Annotated in this window: 22 protein-coding genes, 4 pseudogenes and 1 other annotated feature; of the genes and pseudogenes, 16 read left to right on the forward strand and 10 right to left on the reverse strand. The window is 58.4% G+C overall.

Translation table 11 applies throughout. The features are described from left to right. Positions 1-268: 268 nt before the first annotated feature. Entirely contained in the window at positions 269-583 is a 315-nt protein-coding gene (locus YH62_RS05195) for a hypothetical protein (RefSeq protein ID WP_137326698.1), read from the forward strand. Between the two features lie 342 nt (positions 584-925). Here YH62_RS05195 and YH62_RS30720 read toward each other — a convergent pair whose 3' ends face one another. Beyond that, positions 926-1,141 carry a hypothetical protein gene (locus YH62_RS30720; RefSeq protein WP_082118242.1) on the reverse strand — a complete coding sequence of 72 codons (216 nt, stop codon included), beginning with the start codon at positions 1,139-1,141 and terminating at the stop codon, positions 926-928. Between the two features lie 137 nt (positions 1,142-1,278). Continuing rightward, positions 1,279-1,530, reverse strand: a complete 252-nt coding sequence (locus YH62_RS05205; RefSeq protein ID WP_046793133.1) for a DUF982 domain-containing protein — start codon at positions 1,528-1,530, stop codon at positions 1,279-1,281. A gap of 161 nt (positions 1,531-1,691) precedes the next feature. Between YH62_RS05205 and YH62_RS05210 the strand changes: the two genes are divergently transcribed. Next, the gene (locus YH62_RS05210; RefSeq protein ID WP_046793134.1) at positions 1,692-1,973 is read left to right on the forward strand and encodes a hypothetical protein; all 282 of its coding nucleotides are present in this window, start codon (positions 1,692-1,694) and stop codon (positions 1,971-1,973) included. Positions 1,974-2,241: 268 nt separating this feature from the next. Further along, entirely contained in the window at positions 2,242-2,667 is a 426-nt protein-coding gene (locus YH62_RS05215; RefSeq protein WP_082118298.1) for a DUF4168 domain-containing protein, read from the forward strand. A gap of 1,031 nt (positions 2,668-3,698) precedes the next feature. Here YH62_RS05215 and YH62_RS05225 read toward each other — a convergent pair. Beyond that, on the reverse strand, positions 3,699-4,064 hold the full coding sequence (locus YH62_RS05225; protein WP_046793137.1) for a hypothetical protein: 366 nt from the start codon (positions 4,062-4,064) through the stop codon (positions 3,699-3,701). 1,232 nt (positions 4,065-5,296) lie between these two features. On the opposite strand from YH62_RS05225, the gene YH62_RS05230 reads away from it, so the two are divergent. Beyond that, positions 5,297-6,490, forward strand: coding sequence for an MFS transporter (locus tag YH62_RS05230; protein WP_046793138.1), 1,194 nt, complete (start codon positions 5,297-5,299; stop codon positions 6,488-6,490). 47 nt (positions 6,491-6,537) lie between these two features. Here YH62_RS05230 and YH62_RS05235 read toward each other — a convergent pair whose 3' ends face one another. Next, positions 6,538-7,434, reverse strand: coding sequence for an NmrA/HSCARG family protein (locus tag YH62_RS05235; RefSeq protein ID WP_046793139.1), 897 nt, complete (start codon positions 7,432-7,434; stop codon positions 6,538-6,540). 98 nt (positions 7,435-7,532) lie between these two features. Here YH62_RS05235 and YH62_RS05240 point away from each other — a divergent pair, with 98 nt between their 5' ends. Continuing rightward, positions 7,533-7,937, forward strand: a complete 405-nt coding sequence (locus YH62_RS05240; RefSeq protein ID WP_046793140.1) for a helix-turn-helix domain-containing protein — start codon at positions 7,533-7,535, stop codon at positions 7,935-7,937. Between the two features lie 47 nt (positions 7,938-7,984). Here YH62_RS05240 and YH62_RS05245 read toward each other — a convergent pair whose 3' ends face one another. From YH62_RS05245 to YH62_RS05260, 4 genes are read right to left on the reverse strand one after another with little or no spacing between them, the layout of a single operon-like run. Beyond that, on the reverse strand, positions 7,985-9,583 hold the full coding sequence (locus YH62_RS05245; protein WP_046793141.1) for an ABC transporter ATP-binding protein: 1,599 nt from the start codon (positions 9,581-9,583) through the stop codon (positions 7,985-7,987). 1 nt (position 9,584) lies between these two features. Then, positions 9,585-10,718 carry an ABC transporter permease subunit gene (locus YH62_RS05250; RefSeq protein WP_046793142.1) on the reverse strand — a complete coding sequence of 378 codons (1,134 nt, stop codon included), beginning with the start codon at positions 10,716-10,718 and terminating at the stop codon, positions 9,585-9,587. After that, on the reverse strand, positions 10,711-11,634 hold the full coding sequence (gene oppB / locus YH62_RS05255) for an oligopeptide ABC transporter permease OppB (RefSeq protein WP_046793143.1): 924 nt from the start codon (positions 11,632-11,634) through the stop codon (positions 10,711-10,713). Before oppB ends, YH62_RS05250 begins: the two co-directional genes overlap by 8 nt. Positions 11,635-11,690: 56 nt before the next feature. After that, entirely contained in the window at positions 11,691-13,289 is a 1,599-nt protein-coding gene (locus tag YH62_RS05260) for a peptide ABC transporter substrate-binding protein (protein ID WP_046793144.1), read from the reverse strand. Positions 13,290-14,149: 860 nt separating this feature from the next. Here YH62_RS05260 and YH62_RS05265 point away from each other — a divergent pair. After that, the gene (locus tag YH62_RS05265) at positions 14,150-14,572 is read left to right on the forward strand and encodes an antirestriction protein (RefSeq protein ID WP_046793145.1); all 423 of its coding nucleotides are present in this window, start codon (positions 14,150-14,152) and stop codon (positions 14,570-14,572) included. Between the two features lie 197 nt (positions 14,573-14,769). Here YH62_RS05265 and YH62_RS05270 read toward each other — a convergent pair whose 3' ends face one another. Next, a complete protein-coding gene (locus YH62_RS05270; RefSeq protein WP_046793146.1) occupies positions 14,770-15,960 on the reverse strand; it encodes a DUF1173 domain-containing protein in 1,191 nt (396 codons plus the stop codon). A gap of 402 nt (positions 15,961-16,362) precedes the next feature. Further along, positions 16,363-16,413, forward strand: a sequence feature (sul1 is cis-regulatory element that is thought to sense ions involved in sulfur or methionine metabolism; They are found in Alphaproteobacteria). Positions 16,414-16,800: 387 nt separating this feature from the next. Here YH62_RS05270 and YH62_RS05275 point away from each other — a divergent pair. The 6 genes and pseudogenes from YH62_RS05275 to YH62_RS29365 form a co-directional block, all read left to right on the forward strand. Further along, positions 16,801-17,685 (forward strand): glycosyltransferase family 8 protein, encoded by an 885-nt coding sequence (locus YH62_RS05275; RefSeq protein WP_170986321.1) that lies wholly within the window; start codon positions 16,801-16,803, stop codon positions 17,683-17,685. 62 nt (positions 17,686-17,747) lie between these two features. Beyond that, a pseudogene (locus tag YH62_RS30725) lies at positions 17,748-18,194 on the forward strand (toprim domain-containing protein); the annotation flags it as partial. A gap of 414 nt (positions 18,195-18,608) precedes the next feature. Continuing rightward, complete coding sequence (locus YH62_RS05280; protein ID WP_046793148.1) at positions 18,609-19,550, forward strand: DUF2493 domain-containing protein; 942 nt, start codon at positions 18,609-18,611, stop codon at positions 19,548-19,550. 52 nt (positions 19,551-19,602) lie between these two features. Then, positions 19,603-19,722 (forward strand): annotated as a pseudogene (locus YH62_RS05285) (type II toxin-antitoxin system prevent-host-death family antitoxin); the annotation flags it as partial. Between the two features lie 596 nt (positions 19,723-20,318). After that, positions 20,319-20,642: a DUF736 family protein gene (locus YH62_RS05290; protein ID WP_046793149.1), complete on the forward strand. Its 324-nt coding sequence runs from the start codon at positions 20,319-20,321 to the stop codon at positions 20,640-20,642. Between the two features lie 355 nt (positions 20,643-20,997). After that, positions 20,998-21,117: pseudogene (locus YH62_RS29365) on the forward strand (type II toxin-antitoxin system prevent-host-death family antitoxin); the annotation flags it as partial. 77 nt (positions 21,118-21,194) lie between these two features. Here YH62_RS29365 and YH62_RS05295 read toward each other — a convergent pair. Next, positions 21,195-21,911, reverse strand: a pseudogene (locus YH62_RS05295) (type IV secretory system conjugative DNA transfer family protein); the annotation flags it as partial. Between YH62_RS05295 and virB9 the strand changes: the two are divergent. The 4 genes from virB9 (at position 21,905) to YH62_RS05315 (ending at position 25,567) form a co-directional block, all read left to right on the forward strand. After that, entirely contained in the window at positions 21,905-22,759 is an 855-nt protein-coding gene (gene virB9 / locus YH62_RS05300) for a P-type conjugative transfer protein VirB9 (protein WP_046793150.1), read from the forward strand. The pseudogene YH62_RS05295 and the gene virB9 overlap by 7 nt on opposite strands. Before the next feature lie 9 nt (positions 22,760-22,768). Next, on the forward strand, positions 22,769-23,941 hold the full coding sequence (gene virB10, locus YH62_RS05305) for a type IV secretion system protein VirB10 (RefSeq protein ID WP_046793151.1): 1,173 nt from the start codon (positions 22,769-22,771) through the stop codon (positions 23,939-23,941). A gap of 12 nt (positions 23,942-23,953) precedes the next feature. After that, complete coding sequence (gene virB11, locus YH62_RS05310; RefSeq protein ID WP_046793152.1) at positions 23,954-24,943, forward strand: P-type DNA transfer ATPase VirB11; 990 nt, start codon at positions 23,954-23,956, stop codon at positions 24,941-24,943. A gap of 105 nt (positions 24,944-25,048) precedes the next feature. Beyond that, on the forward strand, positions 25,049-25,567 hold the full coding sequence (locus YH62_RS05315; RefSeq protein ID WP_046793153.1) for a DUF6438 domain-containing protein: 519 nt from the start codon (positions 25,049-25,051) through the stop codon (positions 25,565-25,567). Positions 25,568-25,608: the final 41 nt, after the last annotated feature.

Genomic DNA, 25,608 nt, shown 5'->3' on the forward strand with positions numbered 1-25,608 from the left:
GGTGATAAATGTGGCAATGCGAGCGAAGCGGTCGTATCCATACGCTCCTCGAAAGCACGCTCAACGCCTTAGGTTGCGACATCCAGGTAGTGCGGGAAATACCGCAGTGGATGGAATGCGATCGTCCGTCGTCTTCGATCAGGTGGGGCGGCTTGTGTTCTCATGGTTAATGGCCCCTTCACCAAAGATGGTGAGATTTCGCACTCCTGAGCCAAAATGAAGTAGAGGCACTGCATCTCAGATGTAAATTGGGGTTTGGGGTAAGCTCATGACGGAGCTTGGGGAAGACTGGCTTGTGCGCGCGATCTTGGCGGTGCACAGCTACCGGCAGATGTATGCTCTGGCCTGCGAAATCGTGGGTAATACGGAAAACGAAGCCGTCAGAGATGCGGCGGACAAGGTCGTCGCTCGGCTCAAGCCGGTCGTTGACCTACCCGTCGCGGACGGCGCGGAATTGTCCATCGCATTGCGGGCGTTCCTGAAGCTAATCGCTCATCTGCAAGTGAATGGACACGGTGGCGCTAAGCTCGATCAGGACGTGGCCGCCACCTACCTCGATCTGGTAGACCACGCAACCGTTTGATCTCGTCCAAATGGGGGAAGTGTTCATCGCACCACCAGGTGACCGGTCCGACTTCTGGCAAAGCTCTTGTTATTCCACACTGGGCATCCTTCTTCTGCCTGGCTTCCTGCTCTGCGAGTTTCTTGGCCTTCATACACATTTCTTCGCTCATCCCGGGCCACGTTCCGGCCAACTGAGCATCATAGCAATCCTCGGACGCCTTTGCCGTAAGCCTCGGCGTATCTGCAATACCCGTTGCAGCACAAGTGCAGGACCGGCCATTCTCCGTCTAAGCCAGCAAAGTGGTCCGGTGTCTCGGGATTGGTTCGGCGCCACGTGTAGCGGGGATCGGGACCACCCGTCTTAGGCATGATCTTTGCGCTCCAAGCTTGGCCGCCAGCCCCTTGTCATTCCGGTGCTCATCGCTCCTTCAGCGAGAACAAGCTCATGACGCAGGTGACGGCAGTCCTCCAGCAAGGTTTGGACCGCGGCGAGGGCGTCTCCTCCATGGTAGGCAAGAACCTCCTCAAGCGCATTGCGAGCTTCGTCTTTTTCAATTTCATGCTGTTTCGTAGACACGACTTCTCCTTCGCGCCGAAGCGCGTTCTTCTTCTGGGATTTTCAAGGGAGCGCCGCCGCATTGCGGCTCCGGTGTTCTAATTATGTTCTCATTCGAGAGTGAGTCAACAGGAGTCTTTTAAAGCGATGCTGATGGACTATTGACCGCGGACGAAAACACCGGCTTCCGCGGCAGCCTTGAGGAAGGCAATCCGGGCATCCTCAGCGGACCGCTCTCCCTCCATCACCGCGAGGCAGACGCGCTGAGCCTCCCAGTATTCGTCACCATCATCGACAGGCCACATCAATAGCAATGCGTGAGCTGCTTCTTCGGCGCTCCATATCGTTCGATATCCGCCGCGATTGTCCTCTTCATATGTGATCGGCCTTTCCCAGTGACCACGTCTCATATGAGCTTCCTCCTGTCTGCCAACGCAGCTCTGATTTGGAGGTTCCGCAATCCTCAGGGTGTTACGGTTATCCACTGCAACCTATCAATTTTGACGGATAGCGACCGAGAGGAAATTGACCTAAGCAATAACGAGAGTTGTCGTAATGAGAAGAGGTTCGCATGGAGGTTGTGATTTACGCTTGTCAGATCATTCCAGGTGACGATGAAGAGCTACATTTCGCCGCCACGCTTGAAGAGTGCATGCGGAATGCCTCCGAAATTCTCAAAGACCTTCGGCAGGATCCGGATGTAAGCGCTGACGAGCTTGGCGCAAGGGCCGTCTATGAGTGCACTTTGCGGACGCCGGACACCGCGACCCTCATTGCCATTCTGAACGAGGATTCCGAGGCGATCCGGACCTGTGTTGCCAGCCGAAAACTGGTGACCATCGTCCAGGAGTGAAATCGTTCCTATTCCACCTCACCACTCGCGTCGGTCGCCAGCATGAGGTTATCCGCAAATTCGATCATGCTGTCACAACTCCGCCTCTTCCCTTCAGGCTTTCACTCGTCGTCGGTATAGACCGCCATGCTCCATCGCCCAAAGATCATCGCATAATCGCCGTGGGGTTAACATGCTACAGTCATATTGTGGCCGGATCGTTCCCCATGCTGGCTACGGGTTTACCCGACATGCTGTTGTTCACGCTCTTAGCTGAAAAGGAATGAAGATGATCACTCGCAACTTCCGTCCAGCATCGCTATCCGCACTGATTTTGAGCTTGGTGTTTTTCGGCAATCCTGCTTTTGCGCAGGAGGCAAATACACAGAAAGGGCCCGTCCAAGGGCAGACGGGTGGCAATGGCATGCCTGCTGCCGCCGTCACCGATCAGAAAATCGAGGCTTTTGCGGTCGCGTACCTGCAGGTCGACAAGGTGAGGCAGGAATACTCGACCAAGATTGGAGCCACATCGGACGCGGCTACAAAGCAACAGCTCCAGACCGAGGCAAGCAAAAAAATGGTGCAGGTGGTCGAAGGTTCTCCAGACATGTCAGTTGAGGAATACAATGCAATCTTAACCGCCGCGGAAAAAGATCCCGCACTCGTTCAGAGGGTGCAGGATAAGCTTCAAAAAGCCACACCGTCGCAGCAGTAGCACGTTTGCAGTCGTGCTCTAGAAGAGGGCGCTCCCCGGCAACGGGTCGAGCGCCTTCGTGTTTTTCCGGGCGTGTCCGCCTGGAAATCGCATCAAAACTCCCGCCCCGAAGCCCTAAATTTTCTGCACAAGCTTATGAGATGGAACAAAATTGCCCCCTTCGCGTTAGGGGGCGTTTCATAAGATGTAACTCATGGGGCGGTAAGGCTATGAAGGACTTATGGCAGCGAACCTGGGTGGACTACGGGGCACCAGTGCTCATCATGTGTGCAGGGCTGGTCGTAACCTGGATAGTCATTCACGTTTGACCTCGGCGGCAACTTTCTGGTTACACAGCAAGCGATTTTCTGAGCACATAATGAGCACTGAACGTTGGACACTCTCGATCAGGCACTGGTCACGCCTGCCGAGTTTAGAGGATATGGGTGAGCGGAGCAGTTGAAGTCAGCGGGCTTTATCGGCTTGTCGAGCTTGGCCACGTCTGCATAGAGAAGGTACTTCTCAGGTACGACCGGCAAATCGGGCCCCTGCCGGTCGTATGGTCGCGTATTCATCAGGAGAAAGAGACCACGACCTTGTCCGAACATCTCGGCACAAATTCTGTTCTCCACGGATATGATCCCAGAGCATAGGACCGGCGACATCTCGTTACGCCGGTCCTATGGCCGCCCGGTGCGGGTTGGGAAATGACAGCGCGGCTCCTAAAAACGCCGCAACCGGCGTGAGGTTCCTGCCGCACGTCAGGAATGAAAATAGAGGCTCGAATCGCAACTCGACAATAGACATAGGGCCGGCGCCCCCAGCCTCGCGCCGGCCCTGCGGTCGCGGACGTGTTCGAGCTATCTGCCGCGACGGCTGCTAACGGAATAAGCAAATGCGAGTTCCTACCAAATTTGGATGATGACCTTTCGGGAGAGAGGCTCACGCAGCGCTGTTGACAACGGGTGTGGGATTGTCACGGCGACCAAATTCTGGTGTCGCCAACGGTAGCGTAAGCGTCCGGCGCAGGCCGCGGACGGGCGGGTTCGCGGTCAGTGACGCTTGTTCTGGCTTTTTAGCGAAGGCCGCTTTCCGAGGGTTCGCCGGCGCGCCAGCTTTGATATCCGCTCTTTGATCGTGGCAACGCTAATGACTTCAGGCTCGAAGCCATACCAGTTCACAACTTCGCATGCTGGGCCTGTCGTGGCTTTGCCATTGCGTTGAGGAGGTTCTTCAAAACCCGGCAAGGCGCCGACATCTTCCGGCGCGCGCGCCGTCGCGATCGATAAGAGCGCCGATCCGAACATTGCGGGCGGCATAGGTCTCGAAGCCTCAGCGGGATCGGAAACGGCATAGCGCTTACCGCCGGCATTGGGCGTGTTGCTCTTGAAGTTTCCTCCTCTTTGTTGACCGGCCATATCGTCATCAACACGCTGGGGAACGGCTTCAAGCGGTCTCGACGGTCGTTATCGTCGGAAGGTTATGCATAGGACCGGCAAGTATGGGCCCCTGCCGGCCCTACGGTCGCGGTGGAGGTCGATTGGCATGCAGCCGCGACTTGCCCGAACGTCTCGACACAAGTTCTGTTCCCGGCGGCTGGGCAGGGCCGTCGAGAGGCCCAGTCGTGCAGTGACGTCCTTCCGGGCCTCTCTGCCGCAGACGATTGATCAGCATCGCGGCAGCAGCAATATTGCACAGCCGATTCAGATTGCAATTGGAAGCATAGGGCCGACGACATGCCACGCGCCGGCCCTATGGCCGCGGAGGGGTGTTGGGGACAGACGCCGCGGCCCACAAAAACGACGAAACTGGCATGAGGTTCCCGCCGCACGTTAGGAATAAAAGGAGAGGCTCGTTCCGGCCTGCAATCCACCCGAGCCTCTCTGCCGCAGATGTGGATCGGCATCGCGACGGCGGATTGTTGCGCATGATATGGAGATCGCAATTCGGCAATAAGCATAGGGCCGGCTTCTCCCAACCTTCTGCCGGCCCTACGATCGCGGACGTATTTGGGCTATCTGCCGCGACGGGTGCAAACGGAAATGCGCGACCGCGAGTTCCTACCGCCTTTGGATGATGACATTTTGGAGTGAGAGGCCCGCGCGAGGCTGGTGGGAACGGGCGGACCTCTCCGCCGCGGCGTAGGGGATGGCCACAGCGTTCAGGAAGTAGGGCCGTGGTGCGGCCCAGCACACCAGACATTTGATCTAGCTAGATATGAAAAAGGCCTGATGGCTGCTCTTCCACCAGGCCTCTCTGCTGCGAATTGCAATCGAGGGAGATGGTCGTTCGCAGCGGCACATAGAACACCGTTCGTCCTGAAACGGTTCCCTTCAACATCGGAGAAAAACATCATGACACGACGCATCAACGGGGCGGGCCCGTGACCGATGGTTCGGCGTCGGCACAACGATCGGTCCTATCATTCCCGAGATTGTCGATGTGAGCAGCGGCAGCAGCAGGTGCTTTCGAGCGGCGATTGGACACGGATTGCGATCACCGTAGGGAAGCGTCGCCTTGACCCTCTACGGCATCTATCAGATGGTGAGGCGTAATGACTTCTACGCCCGCCGGCTTGCAGACTGTCGCAAAACATCAACAAAATTGTTCAACGTGATAACCCTAGCACGATGGGTGCGGGCGTCCCTGGGTGGTATGTGCGGTTATGACTCGTAGCGCATCACCCGGTTTCCTGTTTCTGCTGATTTCGTTCGGCACCATTCTCGGTATCGCCGGAACTGATCTGGTCCTGCCTGCTGTCCCGACGATGCCGCGCGAACTAGGTGGTACGCCGGCTTTGGCCCAGATGGTGCTCGCAGCTTATGCAGCAGGCACGCTTGCGGGATTGCTGACCTTTGGGGAACTCGGAGCGAGGTATTCTCCCCGTAAGCTTCTGGTCTGGTCGCTAAGCCTATTCGCGATCACTTCTATTCTGTCGGCATTCGCACCGAATCTGGAGGGGCTTGTCGCTTTGCGCTTTGTGCAAGGCGCATTCGGCTCTGGCCCGGCGGTATTCGCGCCCGGTTTCATCCAAGGCCTCTATACTGGTGACAAAGCCGCTGGAATGTTCGGAAGACTTGGGTCGATCGAGTCCCTGACACCCGCACTTGCCCCTTTAGCTGGGGCATTTCTACTCCAAGTGGGTGGATGGGAGACTTCTTTCCTCGTCCTTGGTGGTTGTGCGGTCGTCTGCGCGATTGCCAGCAAGACCTACGGCCATTCACTTCCGGATCGGCAGGACGCTCTTGAAGTCCACCAGAGCTATTTTTCGATCGTGCGAAAGGTTGATTTCCTTCGGCACGCTTTAAGTCAGGCCTTTTCCTTGGCGGGAATCCTTATCTTTGTCTTTGGCGCACCGGCGGTGATGACAGGGAATTTGGGTGGAGGTATCCGAGATTTCATTCTTCTCCAGAGTTGCGGCATTGCCAATTTCATCCTGGCATCGAACCTATCAAACATGCTTGCCCGGACATTCGGCATCGAGCGCATGATTGTCATCGGCACAGCCGGCCTGCTCCTGGGATTCCTGCTGATCCTTGCCTACGTTGGAAGTGGCGGAGAAAGCCTCATCGTACTCGTGCCCCTGTGGGTTGTGACGAACGGCGCATTTGGAATCCGCGGTCCGATCGGTTTCCACCAGGCGATCATTGCCTCGAAGGGCGATCATTCTCGCGGTGCCGCATTGGTTGTGGCGGCGATCCTTGGGGTCACCGCTGCAGGTACGGCTGGCGCAGCTCCCTTCCTCGTTATGGGGTGGTGGCCGCTCGCTTTGACAAGCTGCCTGACTGCGCTGTTTGCGCTCATATGTCTGACGCTCATTCCGAAAAGCAACGGTGGGCCCTGAGAGGCAACCCAGCTTTCGAACCAGTTCATGAACCGCACCTTGACCAGCTACGAGGCGCCACGGGCGGCCATATCCAGGGCTTCGTCAAGTGCTTTGCGTCCGGTTCCCGCAAGCCAGGCGTGGAAAGAGAGGAGTTCTGGATTGATTTCGCGCATCGCATTCAGATCTACACGTTCTGCCAGTGGGCCATCTTCCAGGCTCTTGGCCATGTGCGCCAAGTCCGCATTGGCTGCGAGAACCTCATCTGGAAAACGGGCATAAGCGATTGGGCGGCCGGCGACTTCGCTGAAAATGGCTCCCAGTTCATGGCCCGTAACCCTGTCGCTCGCGATCTTTAAAGTTACTCCGCCGAACCGGGCCGCGTCGGCGAAGATTGACGCAACGAACTTCCCGATATCCTCCACGGCAGTGAGCTGGATCGAATGATCTGGTCTGATAAGAGAGAACAACCGCCCTTCGTCCAATCTGAACCCGGGTCGCACGAGCATTTCCATGAAGATCATCGGTCTGACGATGGTTGCTGTGACAGGCAATTGGCGGATGTATGCCTCAATGCGAGGTTTGGCGTCGAAACGCGCCACACCTGTCAGCTCATCCCCGACGCTGGCACCCGAGGAATAGATGAGATGAGCGACGCCGCTTTGGACGGCTAGGTCCGCGATCGAAGTCCCATAGCGTTCTTCTTCCTCTGCCGTCAGATTACCCGGCAGCACGCTGAAAACGCCGTAAGTATCTTTCATCGCTGCGCGGATCGTATCGGTGTCCTCGAACGATCCGCGCACCAGTTCGACGCCTGCGTGCCGTAAGGCAATCGACGCTGGTTTCGTGGGATCCAATACAAATGCGCGAACTGGCCATTGTGCTTTCAGCAAGGCTTTAGCGACCGATCCGCCCTGTCGCCCGGTGGCGCCGAAAACCAGGATTGGATGTTTATCATCGGACATTGAAAACCCTCGTGTTGAACCAGGGGTAACCATATATACCAATGGAAAGTCGGCGGAAGGCGGCACATTTTGCAGCATCAGGCACAAGGATGATACGCATGGACAATTCCATCCAGGTCGGCTCACAGCAGGGACAGGCGGATAACCCGCAATTTACACCAATTCCATCAAACGGGATTTGCACACGGCTAGGCGATAAATGGACTGTTCATGTTGTGTGGCGCCTCTCCCTCGCAAATGAGCGCCGGCTCCGTTTTTCGGCGCTCAAAAAGGAAATCGATGGGGTTACGCAGCGAATGCTGACGCTGACACTACGCAATCTGGAGCGCGACGGTTTGGTCATACGTCATTATTTCCCCGAAGTGCCCCCACGGGTTGAATATGAATTGACAGAAATGGGAGCCGGCATGCTGCGCGCCCTCGAAGGGCTTAATTACTGGGTCCGGCACAACTTGCCTGCCGTTGAGGAACATCGTCGTATCTTCGACGAAGCCAAGCAGTAATTCGCGCTGTAACCGCTCTTTCCAGGACGATGTTTGGCACTTGCCAATCACACGGTGAATGCGGCTCCGATGAGTGCCTTGGTATAGGGTGCGCCCGGACTTTCGAATACCGCCTCGGTCGCGCCCTCTTCAACGATCTTGCCGCTCTTCATAACGATCACGTAGTCGGAAAGAGCCTTCACCACTGACAGATCATGGCTGATGAAGATGTAGGAGAGCCCATGGTTTTCCTGCAGTTGCCGCAGAAGGTCGATCACCTGACCTTGTACAGAACGGTCGAGTGCAGAGGTCGGCTCGTCGAGGATGACCACTTGTGGTTTGAGGATCATCGCACGTGCGATGGCGATGCGCTGCCGTTGGCCACCCGAGAACTCATGAGGATAGCGGTTGCGCGTACGAGGATCGAGGCCGACCTCTTCCAGGGCAGCTATTGCTCGCAGATCGCGCTCAGCCTTTGTCAAACCCGGGTCGTGTACCAAAAGACCTTCGGTGATGATCTCACCGACTGTCTGACGTGGCGACAGAGAGCCATAGGGGTCCTGAAAAACGAGCTGCATTTGCCTGCGTAGTGGCCGCATCTGTTTTCTGTCATATCGTGAGATGTCGACAGTGCCGAAGCGATAATGGCCGCCACTATGGATCAAGCGCAGGAGTGCGCGACCGAGCGTCGACTTCCCCGATCCGGATTCTCCGACAATGCCGATCGTCTGACCTTCTCGCAATCTCACGTTCACATTGTCGACCGCGCGGAAATGCTTCCGTCCTTTCGAGAACAAGCCGCCGATCTCGAAGTCGACGCAGACTTTGCGTCCTTCGAGAATGATTGGTGCGCTATCTTGAGGAGGCGGTTTATGGCCATGTGGTTCAGCATCGAGCAACATTTTCGTATAATCCGACGAGGGACGTTCGAAGATGTCCGCAGTCTGTCCCTTTTCGACCAGTTCACCTCGGCGCATGACCGCAACCCGCGTGGCGAAGTGCCTGACAATACCAAGATCGTGAGTGATCAGTACGATCGCCATGCCGAAACGCTGCTGGAGTTGGCGAAGCAGCGAAAGTATCTGCGCCTGGATGGTGACATCCAGTGCCGTAGTCGGCTCGTCGGCGATCAATATGTCCGGCTCGTTTGCGAGCGCCATGGCGATCATGACGCGCTGGCGCTGACCGCCCGAAAGCTCATGCGGGTAGCTGTCGATCCGCCGAGCAGGCTCGGGGATTCCCACCAGTTCAAGGAGTTCCAGTACTCGTTTGCGGGCTTCCTTGTAACTGCCCCCGCGGTGGTGGACGATCGGCTCCGCGATTTGCCGTCCGATGGTATAAAGCGGATCGAGTGATGTCATTGGTTCCTGGAAGATCATCGTGATCTTCGAGCCGCGGACCTGGTTCAGCTCCTTGAGCGGAAGTCCGATAAGCTCCTTGCCGCGGTATTTCGCCGATCCCGTCACCGTCCCGTTCTTTGCCAAGAGGCCCATAATGGCCATCATCGTCTGGCTCTTGCCGGACCCGGACTCGCCAACGACCGCAAGCGTTTCTCCGGCGCGAACCTCAAGATCGATGCCCTTTACGGCATTCACGGTTCCGTCTGGCGTCGTGAAGCTCACTTTTAAGCTCTTGACGTCAAGAATGGTTGACTTGGCATCTTCCATGTTACCGGTCCTTGGGATCGAGAGCGTCACGCAGGCCGTCGCCGATGAAGTTCAGCGAAAAGAGCGTTGCGACGAAGAAGATTGAGGGGAAAATGAGGAGCCAAGGCGCGGACTGGATGTTATTCGCGCCTTCCGAGATAAGCGCTCCCCAACTGGTCAGTGGAGCCTGTACGCCGAGGCCGAGGAACGACAGAAAACTCTCAAGCAGAATGACTTTCGGCACCACCACCGTCACGAAGACAATAACCGGACCGATCGTGTTGGGAATGATATGACGACGGATAATCTGCCAGTCATTCAACCCGAGCGCCTGTGCGGCTCCGACGAACTCGCGGCGCTTTAATGCGAGTGTCTGGCCACGGACGATGCGTGCCATGTCGAGCCATTCGACCGCGCCGATCACAAGGAAGATCAGGATGAAGCTGCGGCCGAAGAAGACGACGAGCACCACGACCAGGAATACGAATGGGAGCGAATATAGGATCTCCACCAGCCGCATCATGACATTGTCGACGCGGCCGCCGAGATATCCCGAGGTGGCGCCATAGATCACTCCGATGCCGAGAGAGACGAGACTTGCCAGCAAGCCAACCGCTATCGAAATCTGTCCCCCCAGCATCACCCGCGCAACAAGGTCGCGGCCATTGGGATCGGTGCCAAACAGGAAATATTCCCTGTTTACTTGTCCGGTGAGTTTTAGAACACGTCCGTCGTTTTCCGAGCTGACCACCTGCGTGTCACGGAATTCGTTCGCCCGATCGAAATAACGGGTCGTTCGCGGGTCGATCGGATCATCGGCGCTGACGGTCGCCGTGAACGTCTGTCCCTCGACGTCGAAACTGTCGAGTTTCACGCGCGCTCGGGTCGCAACGCCTTCCATTGCGTTCTGAAGCGACGCCTCGTCGGGCCTCGCCTCGAGGCTCGGAGGGACCGCTACATAGGACGTAAACACCTGGTCATAGTTGTGCGGGACGAACAAGGGACCCAGGAAGGAGAATGCCGCGATAAACAGCATCATGAAACATCCGGCCATCGCCGCCTTGTTTCGCCGAAAACGGATCATAGCGAGCTGGAAGAGGCTGCGGCTTGGCGTGCCCGACGTCTCGGATTGGAGTGGCGTGATGGCTTCAGTCATGGCGGACCCTCGGATCGAGAAGGCCGTAGAGAAGATCGACCAGCAGATTGAAGACGATGACGAAAATCGCGATGAGGACCACGGTGCCCATCACAAGCGTATAGTCCCGATTGAGCGCACCGAGCACGAAGTACCTCCCCACGCCGGGAATGGTGAAAATTGTCTCCACGACCGCCGAGCCCGTCATCAGCGCTGCGGCACAAGGGGCCAGGTACGATATGACTGGGAGAAGAGCCCCCCGCATCGCATGCGTAATCACCACCACCCGGGAGGGTAGCCCGTAGGCACGTGCCGTGCGGATGTGGTCGCCATGAAGAGCCTCGATCATCGAGCCACGTGTCAAACGTGCAAAGACAGCCAATTGCGGTAGCGCCAGCGCGATCATGGGAAGAATCAGGAACGAGAGCGACCCATCGCCCCAACCGCCTGCCGGCAGAAGCGATAGCCCGATGGCGAACACCAGGGTCAAGACGGGGCCAACCACGAAGTTCGGGATCGTGGTTCCCACTGTCGCCAGCGACATGATGGAGAAATCAAGCAGGCTGTTTTGCCGAAGGGCAGCTACCGTGCCCGTCAGGACGCCGCCGATCAGTGCCAGGAGCAGCGCGTAAAAGCCGAGTTCGACCGAATAGGGAAGACCCTTGCCGATCAGTTCGGCGACGGTGTTGTCCTTGTATATGTAACTGGGGCCGAAATCGCCTTTCACGGCATTGGAGATATAGGTGACGTATTGGCGCCAGAGCGGCTGGTCGAGCTGATAGGTCCGCATCAGGTTTTCCATCGTCGCGGGAGGCAATGGACGCTCGAGATTGAAAGGACCGCCAGGGGCGAAACGCATCAGAAAAAAGGAAATCGTGACGACGATGAACAGTGTCGGCACGGCGCTCGCCAAGCGGCGCAGAACAAAGGACAGCATACCGGTTCTCCTGCCAAATGGCGCGCCGGGAGCGGCGCGCCATTTGCTCCGTCTGATTATTCGGAAACGCTGAGGAAGCGGCTGAGATGCTCGTTTACTGCATTGTCTTGCCAGCCCTTGATCCGGTCGGAAACCAGCCACAGATCAGCCTGCGTGAGAAGCGGTGCGACCGGCTGGTCGCGCATCACGAGCGCTTCGGCCTCGTGGAGAAGCTTCGACCGCTCCGCCTGATCCCGCTCCTCGTAAGACCTTTTCATCAGGTCGTCGAATTCGGGATTTTTGTACTGGCCGTAGTTGAACGTCTCGTTGGTGCTGAGGCTGAGCGCGAGGAAGTTTTCCGCGTCGGCGTAGTCTGCCACCCAGCCAGCGCGAGCGACGTTGAACTTCCCGTCTTCCTGCAGATAGGCGTAGTGAGACGATACATCGAGGTTTACCAGCGAGACGCTGGCACCAAAGGTGTTCTTCCACATGTCCGCAACCGCGGTGGCCACGCGCTCGTGGTTCGGGTTCGTGTTGTAGCGGATCTCGATATTGAGCGGCTTGCCGCCTTCGCCATATCCTGCCTCTTTCATGAGCTCGATCGCCTTGTCCTCACGGTCGAGCTGGGACATTTCCGCGAAATCGGCCTTGGACGGTTCCCCATAGGTCTCCATGCCAGGAGGGACCATCGAATAGGCCGGAATCTGCGAGCCGCTATAGATCTCCTTGGCGAGGAAGTCCCGGTCGACGGCCATGGAGAGGGCACGGCGGACGCGGACGTCGCTGTACGGTTCCTGACGGCTGTCGAAGGCGTAGTAGTATGTCGCCAAGGTCGGCGATATATGCACCTGATCGCCGTAAGAGCTGCGGAGACGGTCGATCTGGTCGGCGGAGAAATTGTAGACCAGGTCCATCTCCTTGGCCTCGAACCGGCGCACGGAAGCGGCTTGGTCATCGATCGGGTAGAAGATCACCTTGTCGAGCTTGACGTTGGCGGCGTCCCAGTGATTGGGGTTTTTCTCAACCACCAAGCTGTCGTTCGGCACATGACTTACGAGCTTGAACGCCCCATTGGAAACCATGACACCGGGTTTGACGAAGTCTGCACCATTCTTTTCGACGCTCGCCTTGGAGACGGGAAGGGCCGTCTGATGCGCAAGGAGCTCCAGGAAGAACGGGGTCGGCCGTTCCAAGGTGATTTCGAGGGTCTTGGCGTCGACGGCCCTCACTCCAAGCTCGCTCGTAGCGAGTTCACCCTTGTTGATCTTTTCCGCGTTTTTGATCGGATAGAGGATATTCGCGTAACCCGCAGCCGTTTTCGGATCTTCTATTCGCTGGAAGGAGAACACGAAATCCTCCGCCGTGACGGGTGAACCGTCCGACCAGTTCGCGTTTTCCCGCAGCTTGAAGGTATAGGTTGTCCCGTCTTCAGACACGGTCCAGGATTCAGCGGCTCCCGGTACGATCTTGCCGGTTGCGTCATAGATCGTCAGGCCTTCGTAAAGGTCTTTCAGGATAAATTCTTCGATGTTGATGGACGTATGTGCCTGATCGAGTGTCTGCGGTTCGCCGGCGTTTCCGCGGTGGAGAACTGCCTCTGCAAAGGCTGACGTGGTGCCAAGAAGCACGCTTCCAATCAGGGCCGCCGTTCGGAGGTTCAAGATTCGTGATGACATTTTTTATGCTCCTTCCCAGTTTGTGTTTCATCAAGCCGTGAAGTGAATGTGAGAAAAGCCTCGAATGCAACTCAGTTTGCACCCTTCTTGCTGAGGGGTTTCTCCTTGGGCTTGCCATATCGCGGCATGGTTGTGGCTCATCTGCAAGCAGCTTCGGCAAGAGCCGTCCGCCCAACGCGGGCAGAGACGAAAGATTCGAACGTCCAAACGGCACCTTACGTAATATGTGCAACTGTAAAGAGACCTTTTCATCGCCGCTACTGAAAGAAATATTCGAACTGTCTGATAATGATGTACCTCCCCGCACCTCCACAACGAAATTGCGGATCAAGAGAATTCAATCTCTAGATGAATGCGCTCTGTGGATAACTCGGCAGACAAAGATCAGGAAAAACTCCGATAGCGGAGTGACCATGGTGATCTGTCCTTCCGTCGGGCCATTCAACCACGGCCCGGCGCGAGGCCGCCCGGCTGCTGGAAGGAAGCGGATGGCCCCCTGAGGTGCTGCGGCTCCGGTTGACGAGACGCGGCCGAGGCCAGCCCTGTGGCTGGTGCGCTGACGTCGAACCGCCGGCCTTCCTGGCGGACGGCACGGATGCCGAAGAGGCATGATCGATCGCGCGGAGGACGACTGCGCGCATCTCGAAGCGGCAGAATAGTCCCTTCAGACCAGCCTCCACCGGAGGCTCGGCCATTGTGTCGGCTTTCTGATTTCTGAACGTTGGAGCCAAGCACGTCTTGTCGGGAAGAGACGGCTGTGGTCGGCAGGGAGAGGAGAGAGGACCGGAGGGGGGTGAAGCCGGACGATGGAGAGAGGGTTGTCCGGCCTGAACCCTGTCACCTCTCCGGAGATAAAATCGATGCCGACATTCATGATTGCGCGCCAAAGCGCCACCACTGTCCCCCAAGGGCGTCGCCAGGAATTCCTGCCCACTTTGTTCGGTCGCTCGCTCCTGATCGTCGCCGAAAACGCGGTCTACAGCTTCATGGGTCGGCTGAGCCCGCTCGACTATGGCGGCGGCTTCTGGGATTTCTACGAACACGAGGGCAAGCCGCTATTCCTGGCTCCGAAATCCAGATCGCGGTTTCGGATCACCGGCTGGATCACCGGATTTCAAGGGGAGGTGTCCGCCGAGGCCGCAGGCATCATCGCCACGCTGTTCGCCTTCTCCCACCTCTCCTTCCATGATCAGTCCGAACATCTCTCTGAAGGCTACGGCCGTCTCTACGCCTATTCGGCCGACCATCCGGAAGCTGCCGAGATCTTCCAGGCGATCGATTGAGAGCCAATAAGCGCCACTTTCGGGTGGCGCGCCTCAGCATCCCGCCTGCTTGCCACGTCGGACAGACGCCCCGGTGGCAAGTCATCCTCCACTGCACCAGCCCGGTCGTCGCGAAAGCGGTCAGCCGGGCTTCTTCGTTTCAGGCGCTTTCAGCATGATTACCATGATTTCCAGCCCGCGGCCGGTCTCGTCCGGTATCACGGAAGTGGCGGGATATCGCTCTCGGCCACCCTCCAGACCCAAGGCGCAATCTCCGGTCTCATGTCGATCATATTGGTGAGCGCCTGCTCGTAATCATCTCCGGCGCTTGCCGGTACGATGAACATCGCGACGGGGCCGGGTTTCTGTTCCGGCAATGTCACCGACACGATTGGCACATCGCGGGCTAGGTTGAAACGCAGGCCCTTGACGCTCTTTCGCTTGAAATGGCTGAGCTTCTCCAGCAGCCGCAGCTCGTGGATGTCCTCGAATGGCAGCCAATGCTCATTAACCACCATCAGGGCAACCTCTTCGGCAGACGCGATGCCGGCGGTCGAGACGCCGAAGGTCGCGATGATGATCAGATGGAGCGCCTCGCTTAAGCGCCAGAGTTCCAGTTCGGTCTCATAGCGTGCTGCGAGACGCCCCCATGCGCCATCCTCGATCATCAGCGGGAAGGGCAGGTGCCGTACGACAATCTTGTGACCCTCGCGGGCGGCGGAAAACTCCTTCACCTCGGCCACGATCATCATGAGTTTTCGCGGGCCCGAACCAGTCGCCTGTATACTCTTGAGCGCGGTGGCACGCCGGACAGCAATCCCGTCCTTGTCGTCCGGATGAAACACCTCGGGAACGAAGAGCACATCGCTCAGCGAACCGCCCCTTGCGGTCATTTGCGAGGCCGCATTGATGAGGCTCGTGCGCACCCGGCCCCAGCCGCGCCGGCCCGCCCACCTCGAGCGCCATTCCGTCAGTTCGCCGGCCTCCCAGAGATAATGCAGCATCGCCCTGAGCGACAGTTTCCTGACCTCGCCGCGGATGCCCGGCTCCTCTTTTTCAGCCGATGCGTCCTGCGTCGTTCGTGGCCCGCGTTTTGTCAGGGAAAAATCCAGTTTCAGGTCTGCCTTGCCGCTGGCATCGATCTGGATCGCATTGCCGATCAGCGGACCGAGGCCGGAAAGCTCGTAGGGAGGCTCATAGGAGAGGCACGCAGGATCGTGATCGCGCCCCGAAAGTGGCATGCGCTTGATGAGATACTGATCCTCCAGGCGCGCTATATACATCGCAACCGGGGGCTCCTTGCACATGCACATCGGGCGGAGCCTTTGCTCATAGGCGTGCGGAAGCAGTAGCCGAAACTCGGGCGAGGATTCGTCCACTGTCTGATCGCCGATCATGAAGTTTCGCACCTTGGCTCTCCTCTTGCCCCGGCCGAAGGTACACGCGCAACGCCCATTTTACTATCAAAAAACAGATAGTAAAATACTGTAATATCGCGATTTGCACTCTTGGGGCTCTGATCGCGCCGGTCGCGGGGACCGCCGTCAGCGCGCGGCGGGGAACGCAGCTTGGCTGCGGTTCCGCGTTCCCTTTTCGGCGCGGCTGATCAGAATCGGCGCCTCGCCCGCGCCGGGAACTTAGGCAACACTCCAGTCGGCAGTCGACATTTTGGTAGGCTCAATGAGCTGGCTTTCGTCGACGATCTGTCAACCTCCCGAGCCGTTTTCATTCCGTGGGTGGACGGATGGCCCTCAACAGCTTTCAATTTTTTACTTGCTCAGCTACGCCTTTGGGGCAATATTGCCGCCGCAACCGGACCCGCACAGCGGGTGGCTCCTCCGAGCGCCATCCCTCGGTAACCAGCTGCTTCCTTGCTGGTCTTCACAGATACTCCGCAGCGAATATTCCGATTGGACCTCCCAATGACAGTGATGGCGTGATCCCGAACTTGCACTGCAAGCGCTTTTCGATCCGCCATATTGATGGTCAGAGCGTCGATGACGTTCCGCGGCGTTCTCCTCAATCGCTCACCGCTTCTGCAAGCATCCCGCCGCCACTAGTCCTGCTCGACGCAGTCTCTCGGTTCATCGAGATTAGTAGGCTGCTGGGCAGCATCAATCTGAAGTCAGGTCCCGAAAAGGATCGAGCGCCTAACATCGGGTCGAGGCATGGATAGGTCGGAATTTCCATGCTCCCCATCGCGGATCCGCACGGTCTCTGAGGCTCGCAGCAATGGCGTGATCAGGATCATGACCGCGACTGACAGAAATTATGTGGAAATGACCGGGGTTCTGATAGCGTCCATTTCGAGACAACCACATGGTCAGCCCGTAGAAATGATTGTGCTCAGCAACGGACTAACCGGGTACGACAAGCGGAGGCTTCATGCTTGTCAGCGCGGGCGGAGCATTCTGCGTATAGTGGAGCTGGATGAAGAAAAAGCAGAACTACTGTCTGATTTGAGGACCGCACGTCATTTGACTGCAAGCGCCTATGCCCGGATCATGATTCCTGATCTCCTGCCCTCCATTGAGGGGCGCGTGTTGTATCTAGATTGCGATATCGTCGTGAATGCTCCCCTTGATGAGCTTTTTACTCTTGATCTAAAGGGGCGTCCTGCTGCGCTTGTTCGCAATGCGGCATCTCCTGAACGACTTGCACAATTGAACACCGCGCTCGGCCACCCAATTGATGAGCCCTACTTCAATTCCGGTGTGCTGCTGATCGATCTCGGCGAGTGGCGCCGCCAAGAACTCACGTCAAAATGTATGGCCTTCGCTCTTGACTGGGAAGACCCAGCCAAAGATCACGACCAAGCAGTTCTTAATCATGTACTGCGGGGAAACTGGCTCGAACTGGACGTGAAATGGAACCAAAACCCCAGGAAAGTGAGCGTTGAAGAAGCAGCATATCTTCCGGTGCAACACTTCTGGGGCAAGGCGAAGCCGACCCATTGCGAGTATCCGAAAGAGTATCGAGAAGTTTACGATCATTATCGTGCAGGAACGCCTTGGGCCAGCGCGCGATTGCCGGGAAAGCTCGAGCGTAGAATTAGGACGAGATTGTTAAAGGCGGGGGCGGCAATCGATCAGGCGGTCGGAAAACTTAGCTCATTTATCAGAACGTGGCCTTGAAGAGAGGTATCCCTCCAAGCCGAGGGAGGTAGCTCCGATGCCCCGACTTCCAGCAGCGAGGTGTGACCGATCCCTCCGGTGTGATGACCGGTGCGCATCGCATATGGCTCGATCTGGGGCGATGGAAAGGCGGAGGTGAACGATCCCCGCCGCGCGCTTGGCGGGTTGCTCGGGTAGGCTGCGCGCTTCTGTTTTCTCCTCCAAGGCCTCGTGCCGGTCATGGCTGGAAGCGAAGGGCTGAAAGCATCTTGTCGCTCGCGCATGTGATACCGGCATGCCGATAGTCTCAGCGCTGACGATCAGTCACGTTGCTGCCTTTCGGCTGTCCGATAGTTGCCAGCGACCCTACACCGGCGCCGATGCGACCGGCGGCATGGCATCGAGGGATTGAGCCGCCGCGCGCAAGCGCTTGGGATTCTGCCGCTCGTGCTCACCCCGAACTCGGCGATTTTAACGAGGACCTGCGCCGGCTCAGACCCGACCGGCTCACTATGAATCTGAGAGCCTGAATCGCGCCGGAAGACACCCAGGCATTCCTGCTACCTCATGCGGCTGGACGGGACGGTGGGAGAGGGCGCAGCGTGGCAGCGAAGGCCGGTCCGTCCTGGTGCCGTTCGGGTGGGCGCGCCCGCGGGCCTGTCGAGTGGCGACCCCTACCATACGGCTGTCGAGCCTTCAGCGGGTCGGTCGGATTTCTTCCCCGCGCCGTCACCTCATTGACGCATCGGCTGTTCCGAAAACCGGTTCCCACTTTTCGGGCCGATGGTGAAGCCGGCGCTCCTCGCGGGCCAAGAAACCCTTCTTCCGCCGCCCGGCGCTCCGCTGGGCCGCGGCGTGAGGCGCCGCGGTTCCGGCTCGCCCGCCGCATGGAAGGGATCGCCGCCAGGCCGCGAGAGGCGCGGTCAAAACCGACGGAGAACATCATGAACCTGACCCTTCCTATCGACGACGCTTGCGAGCCCCACCACGCGTCTTCCCCGACCGACCGCTCCATCTACGAAATGCAGCTCTACGGTCATCGCCGCCTCCAGGACGAGCCCGACCCGCGGCCGCTGCCCGAGGAGCCGGTGGTCCAGTCGGCGCTGACCGTCATCTTCGACGCCATGTTCGAGATGCTCGGCGACACGCGGCTGGAACCTGATCTTGAAGATCTGCTCTGGTCGATGGTCAATCTCTTCCACCGCGCCGGCGAGCGCATTCAGCGCGAGCTCCACCGCAATGAGGATGCTCAGCGCGCCGGACAGAGCGAGCAGGACGGCTCGGAGGTGAAAAGCGTCGAGCTTGAGCGCCTGATCGCCGAGGGCATCACGCTCCTCGAGCGCCGCAATTCCTTCGAGTTCATGCGCGACCATGCCGCCGACCTCTTCGAAGCCCAGACCGGATCCGCTTGGCGGCCGCGGACCGGCTCGAAGGTCAACCACGCCAACATGACCGCGGCGATGATCGACAGCCGCGACTTTCTTTCCGCTCGCCGCCGCGCCGAGACCGAGGTGCTGATCCCGGTCGGCACCAAGATCGCCTTCGGCGGCGGCATTGACTACAACGATCATGAACGGATCTGGGCGAAACTCGATCAGGCTCTCGCAAAGTATTCCGATATGGTGCTCTTGCATGGCGGCTCGTCGAAGGGAGCCGAGCGTATCGCTGCCTGCTGGGCCGAAGCCCGCAAGGTGCCGCAGATCGCTTTCAAGCCGAACTGGACGAAGCACGCCAAGGCGGCACCCTTCTGGCGCAACGACGAGATGCTATCGGTCATGCCGGCGGGCGTCATCATCTTCCCTGGTTCCGGCATTACCGAGAACTTGCGCGACAAGGCCCGCCGCTTCGGCATCAACGTCTGGGAAATCAGGGAAGGCGGCGCGTGAGCGCCGTTTTCTTGCAAATCTGGATATGATGGAATCAACAAAGGAGTCTGACATGCGGCAGTTTACTACAGGCGATCTCAATAAGCAGGTGGGCGACGTCACGGACGCCGCCGCCCGCGAACCCATCGTTCTCACCAAGCACCGCAAACCCCGTTTCGTGCTGATGAGCTACGCTCCCCGGTTTGACCCGCACCATTCCGGGTACTCCGCAGGATGAAGCTGTTGTCAGCCCCCCCGAGCGCCCGGTAACGACGTTGCCAAAAATGATGCGCCCGCGGGACCCGCCATAGCCGGAAGCGCGTATCCGATCGCCGCGCAGCGGATCATAAAAGAGCCGCAGCAGGCTTCGCGGCGGGACGCTTGCCGAAGAATGAGGTGGGCGGGATGCCTTCGTCGGGCATGCCGGTGCCGCTGAAGATCGGCATTGGGCGGGGACGCAGAGCAACGCAATGGCGCGCCTATGAGCACTGCATGTGGCGGCAAGGGCTGCGTCGAGCAGCGTGATGTGCGTCGCCATCGGTCGCATCCGGTCCATTCCCTTGTTATGTCGACTTGTGGAGGACCGCCTGCTTACTGCGGTCAACCCCTTTGGGGTACAGCCGACAAAATTTCTGGAAAATTCTTTTTTTAGCTTTGCCTGCGGGGACTTTCGTCCCCGAGTTTCGGCAAAAGAATTTTCCAGAAGTTGTGCCGGCCTGACCGCAGCAGGACGGCCCTCTCCATCGCCGCCATCGGGAATGGACCCGATACAACCGAAGGAGAAGTACAATGGCATCCCAAATCGCAACCCTCACCACCGAGGCCGACGGCTCGATGGAAGGCGTCTTCGCAACGCTCAGGGTGAACGCCCCGATCGCCGTCCTGCCGAACACCAACAAGTCCCGCGACGACGCTCCGGACTACCGCATCGTCAACAAGCGCACCGGCTTTGAAATCGGCGCGGGCTGGTACCGGATCTCGCCACGCAGCGGCACGGAATACCTCTCCGTGAAGCTCGAGGCCCCCGAAATCGGCGTCATCTTCGGCAACGTCGCCACAGCCCCCGGCGGAGACGAAAGCAAGAAAGTCATTCTCTGGAACGACCCGAACTGAACAGCAAGCGAGCGGCCCCGAGCAATCGGGGCCGCTTTCGCCGCATTCTGGTTGATCATTGCGCGCAGTATTGGGAGAAAACGCGGGAATTCAAGCCGCTTTTGCTCCTCCTGCTGTGCCGGGGCGAGAGCCGGTCTGCTCTGCTATGAGGGTTCGCGCCGCCTTAAAGACGGCGGCTTACCAATTTTTCCGCCGAACCGCTGAAGCGGCCCGGAGAAAAATGAGTTCCTCCGCGCACCACCGACGGCCGCTGACGCGATCCTGACCCCGGCCCGATTTCACATCCGTGGGCGTTATCTTTTACACTATCCAAGGAAATAGTGATTATACCTATGCAACAATAGAGAAAACCCATATGCCCAAGCCAAGCGGTTCCTATTCAACCAGCGACCTCTCACGGAAGTCGGGCGAGATCATTGCCGAGGCCCTACGCCATCCGGTAACCATCACCCAGCGGAACAAACCCCGTCTGGTTGAATTTATCAGTCGCCGCATGTCTGCCACCGAGATCAGCCGGTTCCGCTGAGCTTGGGTTTCGCGATAGTCTCATCGCTACTGCGCCATTTTGACGAAGCGGTTCGGCTTGGTCGACGCATTCATCTCCTTCCGCCGGAAGTAGATCGCGCGCCCGCAGCGAATCGGGCTGTGGCCCTGGACGACAATGATCTGTTCGTCCTTTCGCATCGACTGGGTGATCTCATGCGGCATGATCAGCGGCCGGCGCTGGAAATTGACGCTCTCCGATTTGCGCGATGCGCCGTTCTTCGTGTCCCAGCCGATATTGCGGGAACTTGCCTTCACCTCCACCGTCATCTCACCGCATTGCGCCGAGACATTGCGCGCCGTGTCGAGCGCCTTGATCGCGGCATAGCTTGCGAATGCGCAGCCATCGATCCACGACGTTGCACCATCTTTCCCGAAATGCCGCTCCAATTGCCCGACCGACTGGTACATCAGCATCATGCTGACGCCATATTTGCGGCCGCGGTCGCGCGCCTCCTCCAGCACCCGCATGTAACCGAGCAGATCCACCTCATCGAGCATGAACAGCGCCCGGCGCCTGAAATCGCCATCGGCCTGCACCATTGCATTGATGAGCGAGCCGATGATCACGCGGCCGATGCCTGGATAGGAGCGCAGGATCGATGCCGGAATGTTGAGGAAAACGTCCTTCTTGCCCATAACGATGTCGGTCGATCTGAAGGCATTGCCACAGACGAGCGCGGCATAGCTCTCGAGGGAAAGCCACTGTGTGTTAACTGATGCGGACTGTCTTCATCGCCACCTTCCTTCTTATGGCCGCCACTTTTCCGGCGCTTACCCTCGAAATTCCGCGCGGCGGGGCGCAGGACAGCCGCGTGCGTTTTGTCGATTACCAGCCCTATAACATCACCCGCATCATCGGCTCGCTACGCTCTTCGGTGCAGGTGGAATTCGCCGCCGACGAGGAGATCGCGCATGTCGCGCTCGGCAACAGCGTCGCCTGGGAGGTGGCTCCGGCCGGCAATATCCTGTTTCTTAAACCGCGGGAAAACCAGCCGGTCACCAATATCTCTGTCGTAACCACCCAGCGCGACGGATCGACCCGAAGCTACCAGATGGAATTGACGGTGCGGGATGGAAAGGTGGAGGTGGGTAATGACACATACTTTTACGTCAAGTACCGCTATCCAGCCGATGAAGCGGAACGACGGCGACAGGCCGCGGCGGCGCGAGCGGTTGCCACGCAGGCGAAGGAGGCCGACAAGGTGCTGGCTCTCCATGAAGCCTTTGGCCCTCGAAACTGGCGTTACTCGGCTCAGGGTTCACAGGCGCTAGCACCGCAGTCCGTTTACGATAACGGGAAGCTTACGACCTTTGCCTTCACCGGCAATCAGGAAATGCCGGCCATCTATATCGAGAACTCGGACGGCAGCGAGAGCCTGGTGCCCAAATCCGTCGACGACAACCTGGTTCTCGTCCATGCGATCAGCCGCAAGTTTATCCTGCGCAGGGGAGGGGACGTGCTTTGCGTCTTCAATGAGGCCTATGACCGGATCGGTATCAACCCTGCCACCAACACGACTTCACCGTCAGTCGAGCGCGTGGTCCGGACCGAGGTCGGCACGGCGCAGTAGGAGGCTGTTATGGTTCATGAAGATGAAAACCGGATACCGGGCGAGCGGGCCGAAACGCACGCCGGCGGGCGGATCGACAACAATCCCGCCCTGAAGCGCGGTGCCGTTGCGCTTGCCGTCGTCGCCTTTGTCGGCTTCGCCCTGTGGTCGATGAGTGGGGGAAGGGAAAAGCAGGAAAATTCCCAGTCGGAGCGAGTGGTCATCCGACAAACCACAGACTTCGAACCAGCCAAGGAAAACATTGAACCGGTTCAGCCGCTACCGGAGGTGAAGTTGCCAATGCCTGTCGTGACCGAGGAGGCGAAAGAGGAAGATCCACTGCTCGACGCGGCGCGCCGAGCGCCCGTCATCGCCTATAGCGGCGGACAGAGAAACACCAGATCGCGCCGTGAAGCCGAAAATCCTGTCACTTCGGCGGAGAGCAATTTTCTGCCGCTTGATGGAAACACGATGGGCCAGAATACCGCCAACGCCGATGAAGAGCGGTTCAACGGGTTGATGCGGCCGACCAAGCTTGAGGGGTCGCGGGCCGGTACGCTCGGCAATCGTAACTTCATCATCGCGATGGGGACCTCGATACCCTGCGTCCTGGAAACTGCCATGGCATCGGATCAGCCCGGCTTCACGAGCTGTGTGATCAACCGTGACATCCTCTCGGACAATGGCCGCGTCGTGCTGATGGAGAAAGGCACCCAGGTTGTTGGAGAGTATCGCGGCGGTTTGCAGCGAGGTCAGAAGCGCCTCTTCGTGCTCTGGAACCGCGCGAAAACCCCGAACGGCGTCATCGTCACATTGGCCTCGCCAGCGACGGATGCGCTCGGCCGGGCCGGGGTGGACGGCTACGTCGACACGCATTGGTGGGAGCGGTTCGGAAGTGCGCTTCTCCTCTCCATTGTCGGCGACGCCACCAGTTATGCCGGCAGCCGCCTGCAGGACAGCGACGTCGACGTAGAGAACATGACGAGTGCCGGCCAGCAGGCGGCGGCGATCGCTGTCGAGCAATCGATCAACATTCCTCCGACGCTGAACAAGCATCAGGGTGAACTGTTATCGATCTTCGTGGCGCGCGATCTCGACTTTTCCGGGATTTACGGATTGCGAGTGACCGAGCCGAGAAATAAAGTCCTCGACCGGACGGTGCTGGGGGACTTCAGGCCGCAGTCAACGCTCGTGACGAAGTAGGAGGCAGGAGCGATGACCGAAGGTTCTGATGCGACAGTCATTCGTGAACTACTTTCTCCGTTGGCGCGATTCCTCGGAGATAGGTCGCTCTACGAAGTGATCGTCAATCGGCCCGGGCAGGTGCTGACGGAAGATGCCGGTGGATGGCGGACCCATGATCTGCCGGAGCTTACATTCGAAAAGCTGATGCGCCTTGCCCGGGCCGTGGCCAGTTTTTCTCACCAATCAATCGATGAGACGCGACCGATCCTGTCTGCAACACTACCCGGCGGCGAGCGCATCCAGATCGTCATTCCACCGGCCACCACCAGAAACACGGTCAGCATCACGATCCGAAAGCCATCCTCGGTCACGTTCACGCTCGATGACCTAGAGGAGCGCGAATTTTTCTCCGAAACCCGGGCGACGAATGAAGACAGTTCGACGACGGACCAGGATTTGCTGGCGCTCTACCGTGCCGGTTGCTTTAAGGATTTTCTGCGGGAAGCCGTCATAGCGCGGAAGAACATCATCATATCCGGCGCAACCGGATCGGCCAAGACAACGCTTTCGAAAGCGCTGATCAGGCACATTCCGCAGCATGAACGGATCATTTCGATCGAGGACACACCCGAACTGACTGTTCTCCAACCCAACCACGTTCGACTGTTCTATTCGAAAGGCGCCCAGGGGCTCTCCACTGCCGGCCCAAAAGAACTATTGGAATCTTGTCTCCGGATGCGGCCGGACCGCATCTTGCTTCAAGAGTTACGTGACGGCACGGCATTCTCCTATATCCGCAATGTGAATTCCGGTCACCCGGGGTCTATAACCACCGTTCACGCCGACTCCCCAGAACTCGCCTTCCAGCAGCTGGCGTTGCTTGTGAAGGAGTCCGACGGTGGACGCAATTTGGGTCGTGATGACATCGACAAGTTGTTGAGGATGTCGATCGATGTCGTGGTACAATGTAGGCGAATAAGTGGGCGGTTCCGTGCAACCGAGGTCTACTACCCAGGTTGAGATTTTTAGGCTTTCAATGCAGCGAGGCGGTAAAAGCTGATTTCTGCGGCCGGGGCGGCACTATCTCACAACGAAATTCGGCGTGGATGTTGGGAGACCATTATAATGGTGAGAAGGATAGTCCCATACCTTCAGCTCACAGCTGTGTTCTTTGTAGCGGCGACGGCAGTCCGGGCAGAGGTGCCATTTGAACGCATTACTGTTGAGCGCGGGCCATGCCTTGGGACATGCCCCGTTTATCGCTTCGTGATGAATTCAGACGGGGTTGGCCTGTTCGACGGACGAAAATTCACAACGGCGAGCGGCGTGCATCGCTTTGCCATCACGCCCGAGGAATGGTCATCCTTCGAAGCCGCCCTAAGGCCTTTTCGCCCACGTGGCACAGAAGACATCACGCGTGGCCATCCGCTGTGCGCGCGCATGGCGACAGATCACCCCATGGTCTCCGTTACATGGGAGGACGGTGATGGCATCGATCACCTCAGGTTCAATTTTGGCTGTCACAATGAAAAAACTGAAGCCATGGCCGACGCGTTGGCAAACGCTCCCGATCTTCTCCCGCGCCTCGCCGATCTAATCGAGCGGGTTCGCTTGGAGAAAGGGGAGCTCCATCACCGAGAATAGCTGAGCCCTGCATATCTAATGAATCCAAATACCTATGCAGC

Source organism: Rhizobium sp. LC145 (assembly GCF_001005825.1).
Lineage (GTDB): Bacteria > Pseudomonadota > Alphaproteobacteria > Rhizobiales > Rhizobiaceae > Neorhizobium.